This window comes from Rhodohalobacter sp. 614A (assembly GCF_021462415.1).
In the GTDB taxonomy this organism is placed as follows: Bacteria; Bacteroidota; Rhodothermia; order Balneolales; family Balneolaceae; genus Rhodohalobacter.
The window spans coordinates 57,152-70,494 of sequence record NZ_JAKEDS010000004.1; the positions used below are offsets into that span (position 1 = coordinate 57,152).

The 13,343-nt window shown below is 43.2% G+C and carries 13 protein-coding genes and 1 pseudogene; 2 read left to right on the forward strand and 12 right to left on the reverse strand.

What is annotated here, in order from left to right:
* Nucleotides 1-2 precede the first annotated feature (2 nt).
* Nucleotides 3-983, reverse strand: coding sequence for an HNH endonuclease (locus tag L0B18_RS17210; protein ID WP_234573061.1), 981 nt, complete (start codon nt 981-983; stop codon nt 3-5).
* 386 nt (nt 984-1,369) lie between these two features.
* Here L0B18_RS17210 and L0B18_RS17215 point away from each other — a divergent pair, with 386 nt between their 5' ends.
* Entirely contained in the window at nt 1,370-1,834 is a 465-nt protein-coding gene (locus tag L0B18_RS17215) for a hypothetical protein (RefSeq protein WP_234573063.1), read from the forward strand.
* A gap of 129 nt (nt 1,835-1,963) precedes the next feature.
* On the opposite strand, the pseudogene L0B18_RS17220 reads toward L0B18_RS17215, so the two are convergent.
* The 8 genes and pseudogenes from L0B18_RS17220 to L0B18_RS17255 form a co-directional block, all read right to left on the reverse strand.
* A pseudogene (locus tag L0B18_RS17220) lies at nt 1,964-2,293 on the reverse strand (GxxExxY protein).
* 144 nt (nt 2,294-2,437) lie between these two features.
* Nucleotides 2,438-3,526: a zinc-binding dehydrogenase gene (locus L0B18_RS17225; RefSeq protein WP_234573064.1), complete on the reverse strand. Its 1,089-nt coding sequence runs from the start codon at nt 3,524-3,526 to the stop codon at nt 2,438-2,440.
* A 407-nt stretch (nt 3,527-3,933) separates the two neighbouring features.
* Entirely contained in the window at nt 3,934-5,295 is a 1,362-nt protein-coding gene (locus L0B18_RS17230) for a TrpB-like pyridoxal phosphate-dependent enzyme (RefSeq protein ID WP_234573066.1), read from the reverse strand.
* A 169-nt stretch (nt 5,296-5,464) separates the two neighbouring features.
* Nucleotides 5,465-5,824 carry a DUF3127 domain-containing protein gene (locus L0B18_RS17235; RefSeq protein ID WP_234573068.1) on the reverse strand — a complete coding sequence of 120 codons (360 nt, stop codon included), beginning with the start codon at nt 5,822-5,824 and terminating at the stop codon, nt 5,465-5,467.
* Nucleotides 5,825-6,265: 441 nt separating this feature from the next.
* Nucleotides 6,266-6,688, reverse strand: a complete 423-nt coding sequence (locus tag L0B18_RS17240; RefSeq protein WP_234573069.1) for a type II toxin-antitoxin system VapC family toxin — start codon at nt 6,686-6,688, stop codon at nt 6,266-6,268.
* Nucleotides 6,678-6,938, reverse strand: a complete 261-nt coding sequence (locus L0B18_RS17245) for a DUF6364 family protein (RefSeq protein WP_234573071.1) — start codon at nt 6,936-6,938, stop codon at nt 6,678-6,680. Before L0B18_RS17245 ends, L0B18_RS17240 begins: the two co-directional genes overlap by 11 nt.
* A gap of 153 nt (nt 6,939-7,091) precedes the next feature.
* A complete protein-coding gene (locus L0B18_RS17250) occupies nt 7,092-7,262 on the reverse strand; it encodes a hypothetical protein (RefSeq protein ID WP_234573073.1) in 171 nt (56 codons plus the stop codon).
* A gap of 184 nt (nt 7,263-7,446) precedes the next feature.
* The gene (locus L0B18_RS17255; RefSeq protein ID WP_234573075.1) at nt 7,447-9,345 is read right to left on the reverse strand and encodes an ABC-F family ATP-binding cassette domain-containing protein; all 1,899 of its coding nucleotides are present in this window, start codon (nt 9,343-9,345) and stop codon (nt 7,447-7,449) included.
* 142 nt (nt 9,346-9,487) lie between these two features.
* On the opposite strand from L0B18_RS17255, the gene L0B18_RS17260 reads away from it, so the two are divergent.
* The gene (locus L0B18_RS17260; RefSeq protein WP_234573076.1) at nt 9,488-10,633 is read left to right on the forward strand and encodes a Fic family protein; all 1,146 of its coding nucleotides are present in this window, start codon (nt 9,488-9,490) and stop codon (nt 10,631-10,633) included.
* Nucleotides 10,634-10,669: 36 nt separating this feature from the next.
* Here the strand turns inward: L0B18_RS17260 and L0B18_RS17265 are convergent, their stop codons facing one another.
* The 3 genes from L0B18_RS17265 to L0B18_RS17275 all read right to left on the reverse strand — a co-directional run bounded on the left by L0B18_RS17265 (nt 10,670) and on the right by L0B18_RS17275 (nt 13,311).
* Complete coding sequence (locus L0B18_RS17265; RefSeq protein WP_234573078.1) at nt 10,670-11,050, reverse strand: endonuclease domain-containing protein; 381 nt, start codon at nt 11,048-11,050, stop codon at nt 10,670-10,672.
* A gap of 87 nt (nt 11,051-11,137) precedes the next feature.
* Complete coding sequence (locus L0B18_RS17270) at nt 11,138-11,836, reverse strand: porin family protein (protein ID WP_234573080.1); 699 nt, start codon at nt 11,834-11,836, stop codon at nt 11,138-11,140.
* 209 nt (nt 11,837-12,045) lie between these two features.
* Nucleotides 12,046-13,311, reverse strand: coding sequence for an OmpA family protein (locus L0B18_RS17275; RefSeq protein ID WP_234573082.1), 1,266 nt, complete (start codon nt 13,309-13,311; stop codon nt 12,046-12,048).
* Nucleotides 13,312-13,343 lie beyond the last annotated feature (32 nt).

Here is a 13,343-nt window from a genome sequence, read left to right on the forward strand (position 1 = left end):
GATTACTGAACTTCCTTAAATCTTAAATAATGATTTTCCAACGCCTCCCGGGCAGGTTGGTACCCAATCGCCTCAGGCAGGAGTATACTTTCTTTGTTCAAATCCCACAAGTTCCCAACGTTATTATTTTCTTCTTTTAACCATTTGGAGAGCCGGATGGTATAATCCGGGGTTACGGTCAGCATATACTCATCGAACATCCAGTGGTGTGATTTGCAGAGGGCGAGGCCGTTGCGCGGGTCGTCGTTATTGCTTTGGCTTCTCGGAATAATGTGTGCACCGTCCACAAGCGTGCTGCCGCCCTGTGTAATCACTTTGGAACGGCAAACCGCGCAGGTGTAATTGTAGACTGACCGGACGGTTTTACTGAATCCGGCATCGCGTACTTGTGTTTGGGTTGTTCTGTATTTCACGCTCTCTTCTTGTGTGTGATCCTTTCTGAACGGCTCCGCTGCGAAAGCCTCCAATTGCCTGGAATAATCGTAGGACTGGTAGTTAAATGAACGGATGGCAGCGAGTTTCTTGTGGACTTCTGGAGAAAAATAGCTTCTTGCAAGCAATGCACGGATCATTTCTCTCTGCTGCGGATCGCTCATCATACGAAAAAACTGATCGTCCAGAATAGCATAATCAGCGCGGTCTTTTAATCCTCCCAGAGAGGGAGCTGTTTGATACTCCGGTTTGTCCTTCTTGTAAACCAAGTCCCAGAACGGTTCACTCTTCATATAGAAAAAAGGCAGCGCAATAGTTGTAACCCTCTCCTCTCCCATCACCACCTTCCAGTAGGTAAAAAATGTCTCAACAAGCGATTGGCTGAGTTCAATGTTGTTGCCTTTAATCCAGCCCTGTTCCATTCCATCCATCACACTCAACAATAAAAGCGGCTTATGCGGAGCCCGTCCCCTGGTCTCCTCCGGCCAGTTGTGGGAGGTATCCGAATGGAGGGAGGTTAAGGCGTTTATGATGGTATCCGTCAGTTGCATTCATGAAATATCGAATCGCGGCAGATGAATATCAACCTTCGCGTTCCTCTGCGTTCTCCCGATTATAAAAGGTAACCGTCCGAAGGATTGGGACAGTCTTGGCGCGGAGGAACACGGGGATCTTCTGCTATATGCTACGCTTTGTTCTTCTTTTAGTTTTTTCTGTATCAAGCTCGTATCAACACCTGTACAACACCGTTATTTTACGGAGTATATACGGACTATACACGGAGTATAGCCGGAGTTAATAGGAGGGAATATCGAATGTTGAACAAGGAATGCCGAATTACGAAGTGGCCAATACTTCAACATTCTTTGGCAGAGGCATTCCTTTGGGAAATCTTTGCCCGACATTCAATCTTCACCCGAATTCTATATATTGAACTGTGATCAAATATATTTTCATCTTGATTTTGGCTTTTTCGTGGACGGATGCCCTGTCTCAATCTCTCGGTATCTCGCCCAGCTCTCATAAACTTTGGGGAGAAACTACCGGAATGACCGAATTTTATGCGGAGTATAAATTCGTGGGGTTACACTATTTTCACAATCGTGATGAAACCCGGTATACCCTGGAAGGATCGGATGATGTCATCAGAAAAACTTCTTCCTTCGCCTTCTCTATAACTCCGGTGGATCTTACCTATTTTCGTGCCGGGATGATTTTTTTCGAACAACGGTTTCCAGTTGAAGTTGCGTCACGGGCCCAATTCCTGCTGGAAGCCAATTTGCCGATTCGTCGATTTACCATCAGTTACCGGCATATCAGTAATGGCTTTGGTCTGTTTAATGAAGTTAATCCTGGCGTGGATTCTTTTTCGGTGAAGGTGAATTTCGGAAAAGTAGATTAACCGCGGAGCCCGCTGAGAAACGCGGAGGAATTATCAACCCTACTCTGCGACCCTCAGCGTACACCACGGTTTAATATGTTTTAAAGGTTATTCACAACCCTTCGGATTCCTTCTTTCATTAATGACACATTAAAAATTAAGCAGATATCCCAGTTTATTATTTGAGAGTTTCAAATAAGTTAAAATTTGGGCCATGTGTATATCATTGAGTGCTTATACAGATTTAATTTCAATAATTACCTTCCGCTCAACCCAGAGATCAATCCGGTATCCACATTCCAGTTTTACATCATTATAAATTACAGATAAGGCCACTTCTCTCTCCGTAAAAAGTCCGGTTTCCATTAGCTCATACTTCAGACAAGCTTGGTAAGTTGATTCGAGTAATCCCGGTCCAGTGTTTCTGTGAACTTGAATAGCAGCACGTACTATTTTATCGCCAATCTGATTTTCGGTCATATAATAAAGTTTATCGATGTTTAACTATATGAACCAAAAACTCTGAATACCTTACATTTTTGTTTAACCGCAGTGATCGCAGGGGAACGCGGAGAACTTCTTAATCAAACTCTGCGATCCTCCGCGTACTCCGCGGTTCATTTTTCAAGGAACTAAAATTACTTTCCCGATATTCTTTCTCTCCTCGATATACCGGTGTGCATCACCCACATCATCAAAGGAAAATGTGGTATCTACATGCGGGTTGATCCAGCCCTCTTCCACGCCTTCCAAGATCTCTTTCATCCAAAGTGACGCTTTATCGGGTTCGTGCCAGAGGTGGCCGAGGTTTACGCCGAAAACCCCGTTATTCTTATTTAAAAGTGGAATAGGGTGATAAAACGGCATCCCAACGACGGTTTTCAGGAGATTGAAGGTAGCTTTGAGTCCGCCGGAATCGGAGCTGGCTGTTGAAATGCCGAACATCCCCAAGCGGCCGGTGGATCGCAACGCTTTATAACTTTGTTTCCAGTGCTTGCCTCCAAGTGGATCCGTGACCAGCTCCACGCCTCGGTCATTGGTGAGATTCATCAGCTCGGAATACCAGTCGTTATTTCTATAATCGATGGGATGGTCCAGTCCTCGATCGCTCAGAAAATCGTGCTTTTGTTGGCTGGACGTTCCAAATGTGGTCGCCCCGATGTGTTTGGCGATGTCGAGCTGGGCGAGCCCCATTCCTCCACCGGCATTGTGGATGAGTACCGATTCATCCTCCCGGAGTCCGCCCATCACCACAAGTAATACCCACGCCGTCAGGTAATTAACCGGAAGTGTGGCGGCCTCTTCAAATGAAAGTCGATCCGGTTTTTCATGAATCTGGCTCTGTTTTACTACAACCTGCTCCGCCTGTCCGCCGAATCGTGTAATGGCTACAACTTCTTTCCCTATCCAGTCTTTATTGACACCCGATCCTACATCCTTAATTACCCCGGAAACTTCATATCCCATTACGCAGGGTTTATCCGGAGCATCCTGGTATTGTCCTTTTCGGGCAAGGATATCGGCGAAGTTCAAACCGGAGGCCTTCACCTGGATTAGGATTTCATCATTGGCTGGTTCTAAATCAGGAACTTCCTGAATTTGGAGTATGTCGTAATTGCCGTTGGTTGTGTTTACAATTTGTCTCATAAAAAATGAATATTGAATTTTAATCGTCAGTTCGAGCGCAATGGAGCCATAGTGAAATGAAGTCAAGAAGCCTACTCTGAGGTCTCGACTTCGCATTCGCTGCGCTCGACCTGACGGGAAACTTCTTAGCGAAACTTTGCGACCTTAGCGGTTAAAAAGGGATGAACCGCTAAGTATGCGAAGGAACGCAAAGAAATATTATTATATGGTATAAACTGTCAGTTCGAACGCAATAGAACGAAGTGGAATGAAGTCGAGAAGTCTTTATCGGTACTAATGAGTTCCCGACTTTCTCTTTGGCTTCACTTTGTTACGCTCAGAGTGCGCTCGAACTGACGGACAACTACTTTGCGACCTAAGTGTGACCACAAGCGAGACGCTTGCGCTATCTCAAGATCCCGACTCTTCAGGTAAATTCAGAATTTCTAAGAAGGCCTTCGTTACTCGTCATTCCTTGTTTTATATTCGATATTCTATTGCGGCTGAAGTTCTTCGATCTCTTTGATGTTTTCGGTCAATCGTTCTTCTTCAATTTCGTGATCACTCAGCTTGCCGGCGAAATAGTCGTCATAGGCTGCCATGTCCACGAATCCATGTCCACAGAGATTAAAGAGAATCGTCTTTTCAGTTCCCTCCTCTTTGGCTTGCCTGGCCTCCCGAATTACCTGGGCTATACCATGTGTTGCTTCGGGAGCGGAGATAATTCCTTCGGCTTTCGCAAACATCACACCGGCTTCAAAACACTCGAGTTGCTGGAGAGCCACGGCTTCAATCAAATCATCTTTCAGCAACTGGCTGCACAATACACTGGCTCCGTGATATCGCAGCCCGCCCGCATGGATGGCCGCCGGTGTAAAGTTGTGGCCTAAGGTGTACATTGGTAACAGTGGCGTATATCCGGCAGAATCGCCATGATCGTACATGAACTTGCCGCGGGTTAGTTTGGGACAGGATGCCGGTTCAACCGCTACAAATCGCGTGTTTTTGCCATCCGTGAGATTATTCTTCAGAAACGGAAATGAGATGCCGGCAAAATTTGAACCGCCTCCAAGCGGAGCAACCACCACATCAGGATAATCCCCGGCATATTCCAATTGCTTGATCGCTTCCTGGCCAATAATCGTTTGATGCAAGAGAACATGATTTAGCACCGAACCGAGAGAATATTTTGTATTCTCATCACCCACCGCGCGTTCAATCGCTTCGGAAATGGCAATTCCAAGACTACCGCTGGTATCCGGTGTTTTTTCAAGAATCTTTCGGCCCGCTTCGGTTCTGTCGCTGGGTGATGGATACACATCCGCACCGAATGTATTCATCATCACTTTTCGATAGGGTTTTTGATCGTAGCTGATCCGAACCATATACACTTCGCACTTCAAATCAAACTGGGAGCATGCAAACGCCAGGGCCGTTCCCCACTGACCCGCGCCGGTTTCCGTCGTAATACTTTTTACCCCTTCTTTCTTGTTGTAGTACGCCTGGGGAACTGCGGTATTTGGCTTATGTGATCCACTCGGACTCACACCTTCATATTTGTAGTAAATTTTTGCTGGCGTATCCAGCATCTTTTCCAAACCCGTGGCGCGATACATCGGCGTTGGCCGCCAGATCTTGTAGATCTCCCGAACCTCATCCGGAATTTCAATGTACTGCTCTGTGGAGACTTCCTGCTCGATCAATCCCATCGGAAAAATCGGGCTCAGGTCATCCGGTCCGGCCGGCTGGCGTGTTTTTGGATTCAGCGGCGGCAGAGGTTTATTGGGCATATCCGCCACAATGTTGTACCATTTTGTGGGGATATCCGATTCGTTGAGCATGATTTTTCGGTTCATAGGTCCTTCAAGTTTTTGATGAGATTGATATTCATAAGGATAGAATAGTAAAATAAAAAGGACAGCGATATAAACAACAGGTAAGAATAATGAATATCGAACAAGGAATGACAAATTTTGAAGTTTAAAATACTTCTACATTCTAACTTCGTTGTTCAGTATTCGATATTCAAAACGGCACATCGTCTTCATCATAGTCGATCTCTTGGTTTCCTTCCATGGTCATACCCGGAGCACTTGGCGGGGCGTTCACTTCTCCAGAGCCCTGTTCCACTTTCCATGCTTTAACATCCGTGTACCAGTTTCCCTTGTATTCCCGGCTTTGGATGTCGATGTAAACGGTCACTTCCAGATCTTCTTCCACTGCCTGCTTATCGATGTTATCGCCCCACTGGGTGATGCATACTTTCTTGGGAAACTTGCCCTTTGTTTCGAGGATAAAATCCCGCTTCCGCCAGGGACCGTTTTTACTTTCTCCTGATTGTTCATCTAAAACTTTAAATACCCGACCGCTTAGTTTGAGATCCATTTTGAACTGTCATTATTTTGGTTTGATTGATTACCTGAAGATATGAAATGATTTAGTGAATGTTGATTCGGGAATGATGATTGACAAATGTTGAATAATGAGTGTTGAATTTTGAATGGTCATTGTGAGGAAGTTTTACGACCGCGTCAATCTACTGCTTGCGAACAAAATTGAATACTCTTAATGGGATTAAACTTTATCTAATTTCTTGCTTTGAGATTGCTTCGCGTTGTTCGCAATGACCACTGCTCGGTCCATTGCGAGGGAGTATTTATACGACCGCGGCAATCCCCAGACGGAGTCCATGACGACGCGGCAATATACGATCTCTCGACACTATTGATTCGTAAAATAGCGGATTGAAGCGTTATCACGTTTTGCTGTGGGATTGCGTTACTTCGTTCGTAATGACATGAACCTCGGATACTCTCTTTGATTCTTTTAAATAACTTCTTCAATACATGTTTTAGGGGAGACAATTTTAACCCTTTTATCTTTTGATTTAAAATCTCCTTGATTTCGGGTAACAAGGTAGTCGCAGTCATTTTCTAACGCACAATAATATTGCAAAGCATCTTCCAAATCCCGCCACCCGGCCTCAATTGCTTGTCTTACTACTTTATCATCAATCGTTCCGATCTCAATATGAGAGCAAAGTAAGCGAAGCAGTTCTGTTGTTTTCTTTGCTCCCATGGAGGGTCTCATCACATAGAAAAGAGTGTCAAAGGACAGCCCGGAAATCATTAGGATGATTTTACCTTTTTCAGCCTCTTCAAAAATTCTCCCGGAATACTCTACGAATGGCTTTCGATCCATTAAAACATCCAGGCAAACATTCACGTCAGCTAATACCCTAATCGCCATACTTTTTCAGAATCTCTTTCTCTTTGATCTTTTTGATATCGTTCTCTTTTAGCTCATCAGAAATTGGAATACTGCCCAGCATTTTAGCAGTCCAGGAACCTTCCTTCGGCTTCCATTTTGTGTCTTCTGATGTTTTTTCTGCCAGATATTGCTCTACTATTTCTGAAACGCTCGTCCCCTCCCGTTTTGCCAATCGCTTGGCACGGTTCGATATAGACTCTTCAATTGTGAGTGTTAGCTTTTTCTTCATAGTTTGAATATTAAGTACACGTGCAATATAAATTATAACACGTGTTTATACCAATAATATTGTTCAACACCAATTTTCAAATCTGTTCTTTGACTCCTGGGAGATAGTAAGAAACAGACAAGCGGTATGAGATTGCTTCACTATGAGATTGCTTCACTCCGTTCGCAATGACCACTGCCCGGTCCATTGCGAGGGAGTATTTACGACCGTGGCAATCCCCAGACGGAGTCCATGACGACGCGGCAATATACGATCTCTCGACATTATTGATTGGTAAGAAGCGTTATCACGGTTTTTGCTGTGGGATTGCGTTACTTCGTTCACAATGACAACCGATCAGTCCATTGCGAGGGAGTATTTATACGACCGTGGCAATCTATTATCTTGTACAATCTATAGATAACTGAAATGAGAAATGAACAGTTAAGATGTTCCTTCTATGTGAATGCTTCACGTTGTTCGCAATGACTTCAATATTCCTAATTCCTTGATCAATATTCGTTATTCCTCACCCCTCTTTCTCCGCCAGCTCCAGCCAACGTACTGTTTTTTCATCCACTTCGTCTTTTAATTTCATGTATTTTCCAGACAGCTCTTCCCTTTTTTTATAGTCGATTCCGGGTTGATTCATCTCCTCTTCCAACGCCTCAACTTCTTCCTCAAGTTGAGCTACCTCTTTTTCCAGTTTCTTGAACTCTTTTCGCTCAGCAAACGTCAGTTTATTGGATGTGTTGGATTGCCTGTTTTGATAACTGGTTGTCTTCTTTTCACTCTTCTGAGCCTGAATCTGTCGTTTTCTTTCTGCTTCTTCCTCTGCTTTCAATTCGCGATACTCACTATATGTACCGTGATGGTCCCGAATCATACCTCTACCTTCAAACGCAAAGTAATGATCTACCAGTTTATCCATAAAAAACCGGTCGTGAGATACAACGATCAGGCAACCTCCAAAATTCAAAAGAAAGTCTTCCAATATTTGAAGAGTATCCAGATCAAGGTCATTGGTTGGCTCATCCAGAATCAGGAAGTTAGGATTTTTGATAAGCGTCATCATCAACCCAAGCCGGCGTTTTTCACCACCGCTCAGCTTTTCAACGGGCGTGTATTGCATCTCCGGGGTAAACAAAAAGTGCTCTAAAAATTGAGAGGCAGAAATTTGGCTTCCATCAGATAATTCAATGACCAAGGCGACCTCCTTCAAAACATCAATCACGCGCATCGTCTCATCAACTTCAATTCCTTTCTGCTGAAAATGCCCGAAAACAATGGTTTCTCCGGAATCTACTTGTCCGGAATCGGCTTGCAATTCACCCGTCAGAATTTTTAAAAATGTACTTTTCCCGACCCCGTTCTTCCCGATAATGCCGATCCGTTCTCCCCGTTTGAATGAGTAACTGAAATTGTTCAGAATCACTGTTTCATCAAACCGCTTGGAAATATTTTCAAGCTCCAAAATCTTCTTACCCATTCGCTCCATGCCGGCTTCCAGCTGAAGTTCAGACTCCTCCGTTTTACCCTTCACTTTATCCTTTACATCGTAAAAAGACTGAATCCGGGATTTGGATTTTGACGTTCTCGCTTTGGGGCCGCGTCGCATCCATTCCAACTCTTTTTTAAAAAGTTGTTCAGCTTTGTGCATCTCGGTCTGGCGAACCGCCTCTCTCTCCGCCCGTTTTTCGAGATAATATTGATAATTTCCCCTATGGTGATAAAGTTTTCCGTAATCGATTTCGAGGATATGGTCACAAACACGATCCAGAAAATAGCGGTCGTGAGTAACCATGAGTAAGGTGATTTTTGCCTGAATCAAATAGCTCTCCAGCCATTCAATCATATCCAAGTCCAAATGGTTGGTCGGCTCATCAAGAATTAAAAAATCAGGATTGTCGATCAGCACAAAAGCCAAAGCAACCCGTTTGCGTTCACCACCGGAAAGCGTTGAAATGGATTGGTCTAAATCGTTGATCTTCAGAATTCCAAGGATCTGCTCCATCCGCTGCTCATAATCCCAGGCATCTGCCGCTTCCATTGCAGCCGTCGCTTTTTCGAACGCTTTTTGAGTTTGGGGATTAAAATCTTCGGCTTGTGCGTGAGCAGCCCGTTCATACTCTTGAACAATCCTCACAAGTTCCGAATCTCCTTTTGAAATATATTCTTGAATTGTGAGTGCGTCATCAAGCTCGGGTTCCTGCGCCAAATATCCAACACGGATACCATTTTGGGTCATTACTTCGCCGGAATCAGCCGGTTCTTTGCCGGCCAGAATTTTTAGTAAGGTAGATTTTCCCGTTCCATTCGGCGCAACAAGTGCCGTCTTGTCTCCATCTGAAATTCCAAATGTGAGATTTTCGAAAAGAAGATTGACACCAAAACTTTTTGAAAGATTTTCTACAGAGAGGATTGTCATAGATGAACCAAATATTCAATTAGGCAGTGAATATAGAAAGTTTTTCATATGAATAACGAATAGAGAATATGAGGTTTTCTGTAATATGAAAATCCTCAAGACATAAAGAGACATGTCTAAAGCATAAACATATATTTTATTTATGTCGATAAAATTGATATATTTCGACACATATTTCCAATATATCGAGATCATCGACATGTCTTATCATCCTGAAAAACCCTATAACCTGCTGTCTCCCCTTCCGCCGGAAGTGGAATTGGAATCCCCTGCTGTTTTGAAAGCCGCCATTGCTGCAAACAGGACATTGGCTGAACTGAAAGGGAAATCAGAAAGCTTACCCAATCCTTCTATACTGGTAAATTCAATTGTATTGCAGGAAGCAAAGGCGAGTTCGGAAATCGAAAATGTAGTCACCACAAACGACAAACTTTTTACAGCCCTTTCTGCCAATGACAGCACCGTTGATCCGCAAACCAAAGAGGTTCTTCGCTATCGGCAGGCATTATGGAAGGGAATTCATTATTTGGAAAATCATTCTCTCAATACAGATTTGTTCATTGAATTAATGCAAATCATTAAAGAGACAGATGCCGGAATCCGGTCGGAACCGGGTACGGTGATTGCCAATCCAAATACACGGAAAATCATCTATTGGCCGCCAGAGGGCGGGGCGTTGATTCGCAATCTTCTTGTCAATTTAGAAGCGTACATTTATGAGAAAGACGACACGGATCCACTTATTAAAATGGCTGTGATTCATTACCAGTTTGAAGCGATTCACCCGTTTGATGTCGGTAACGGGCGAACCGGTCGACTCCTGAATATTCTCTACCTGATAAAAATGAACCTGCTTCATCATCCTACTCTTTACCTCAGTGAAGCAATCATTCGCCAAAAATCTGAATATTACAGGCGGCTCCGGGCGGTAACCGAAGAGGCCGACTGGGAATCGTGGATTCTTTTTATTCTGGAGGCTGTAAAGGAAACGTCCGACCAGACAATGAAACGTATTAATCAAATTCTCACTCTTCTGAATGAAACGGTTGAGTCGGCTAAAAATCAACTACCTGACCGGGTTTACTCCAAGGAACTGATTGAACTTCTTTTCGAGCAACCCTATTGTAAAGTAAAATTTCTTGTTGACCGGGGAATTGCCAAACGCCAGACCGCAGCAGATTATTTGCGTGAACTTGAAAATATTGGAATCTTGAAAAGCAAACAGGTCGGCCGCGAAAACCTGTTTCTGAACACCCGGCTTTACGAACTTTTGACGCACACGGAATAAGGATTTTATCGGTAACTGGAGAAAATAAAATTATAATCAAAGTCTTCTTTTCTGCACCAGAACGGAGAGTTCAATCATATTCAAAACATTCTCCAGATCGTAATAAATATCATCTTCCCAAAACCGAACCAGTTTTATGCCGGAAATTTTGAAATATTTTTGTCTGATCATTTCATTTTCCGCAAGCGAATCCATGGGCTCAGAAGAAGCATTGAGCTCAATTCCCAGGCGTAGTTTGCTGGAATAAAAATCGAGCACGTATTGATCCACCTTTTTAAGTTGATCAAAATCGAATCCGTGCATTTTACTTTCCTTCAAATGTTGCCAAAGAATGCCCTGCGAATCAGACCGGTTACGTTCAGGATTTGTTTTCGTTCTATCAAACTCAGGGTGATATAAAATCGTCGATGGATTCATAGTAACTGTATGAACCAAAAACTGCGAATCCCTTACAATTTTTTAAAAAATATTCGCATCAGGAATTAACATCGAGAAAATATTTTTTCAGAATGGCAGTGTATACCCCAGCATCAATGTGATATTCTGGTTGTAGACATCATCGTTCTCTCCATTTTCAATTAACCGCGAAAGCCCGCGATAGTATCGTGCGTCGAGAGTTAAGGTTCCCAAAAGAGGAATTTGAAAATCGATGCCGGAAACCAGTACATATCCCCTGTCAGATTCTTTGAATGCCGTCTCAAGATCTGAAAAATTTTCATCGGCGCAATCCTGTATTTCCTGTTCGGTGGTAGTGCCTGTAAATGAAATACTGCAATCCAGCCGAAAACCAAATACCGGTCCGCCCGCAATGTAAGGATGAACTACCTTGGTGCTGAGAAATGGCAGTCTTACCTTGGCTAATACCGGAATTTCCACATAGGCCAGGTTGAATTCCAGTTCGTAATCAGGGTCTAAATCGTAGTTATTTGGATCCGGATTTTGGATCTCCCATAGCTGTTCAGTAAACCGAGTACCTTTCTCAGCATAATAAATTTCCGGGACCAGGGAAACCGGGCCAATATTTATGATTGAAAATGAAAGGCCGGCATGTAGCCCCATCAAGTCTTTTGTTTCCGACACATCTTCTCCTACAAAAGTTGAGAGATTAATTCCTCCACGCAATCCAATTTGAGAATACGCAGCCGGACTCATCCCAATTAAAATCAGCAGGTTTAACAATAGAACAACGAACGACTTTTTCATAATACTTGATGATTTTATACCCATTTACATATGTATGCGTAAAAACCATCTGCATTTGGCCATTTAAATCAGAATAGAGGAAAGGGCCAAAACAAATTAAGTAGCAGTTAAAAAATCTGCCCGACAAAGGAAAGCGGGTTCATGGCAGAAATAAAAAAGGGTTGCCATTTCTTCAATGACAACCCTGAAATTTTTCGATTGATTATTTTTTATTCAATCGTCAACTCAACACGTCTGTTCAGTTTACGTGCAGTTTCATTTTCATTCGGTACAAGAGGATCTGATTCACCAAATCCTTCTGTAGTAATTCTATTTTCATCAATTCCTGATTTAACCAGGTATTCCTTCACAGCTGCTGCCCGACGTTCTGACAAGCCTTGATTATACTCATCAGTGCCGATATCACATGTATGGCCGGCAACATTGATACTTTCATCAGGATTTTGAGCAAGCGCTCGCACTACTTTCGCAAGTGTTGGCTTGGCACTTTCCCGAATCACAGATGAATCGAATGCAAAGAGAATATCATTACCAATTGTCAGTTCAGTTCGGTCTTGTTCTTTAATCATCTGCTCGAGATTATCAAGACGTCTCTCCATTTCATCCATGCGTTCTTCAAGCATTTCGAGATATTCCTGATGTTCATCAAGACGTGCACTGTTGTCGCTAACTCTTTCATCCAAATCGTCTATACGTCGATCCAATTGATTGATCAAACTTGGGTCGAGTGTAGGATCGTATTCATGCCAGTCTGCATCTCTGTCGCTGCCACCAAATTTAATCTGGATACCTGCTGTCAAAGCACTCCAGTTATCTGGTGTACGTCTGTGCAAGTCAATTTGCAATTCCGGACGTGTTCTGAAACCATCAATCAGTTCAGAATTAGAGATGTAATAATCGTATTGTGCAAACAGGTCAATTCGTCGGCCTAAATTAAATCGAACACCGGGTCCGAAAGAAGCAAACATGGCCGGTTCATCGTGGTTCTCACCCTGAAAATGCTCCCAATTACTTGGTGCTTTATTGTTGACCTCGGTGGAAACATCATTGAAGATGAGCCCCAAGCCCACACTGGCATAAAGTTTTACATTTTCACTGTTTCCACCTAAAAGACGGAGAATATCTGCCTGGGTAGAAATCGAGGATGTTATATAGCTATTCTCAAATTCTCTTTCAAAATAGTTATCATCATCCGGATTGGTTGTCATTTTACCAAAAGTAAAATTGGTTTGTATGGCTAAAACCGGATTAGCAGCATAGCGAAGATTAAAGCCAAAAGTCGGATCATACTCCGTACCAATATTCATATGACCGATTGTGACTCCCCCCAACAAACCAATGCTTAATTTGCTTGGCGGTTCGTTTTCTTCCACCAGAGGATCATTTCCGTCTACCGTGTCCTGAGCACTGACTGTTGAGTAACCTAGTAAAGGTAACAGCAATGTAATGAGTAGTAGTTTGTAAAATGCTTTCATAGTTATTTGTTAGTTATGATTAATATTGATCA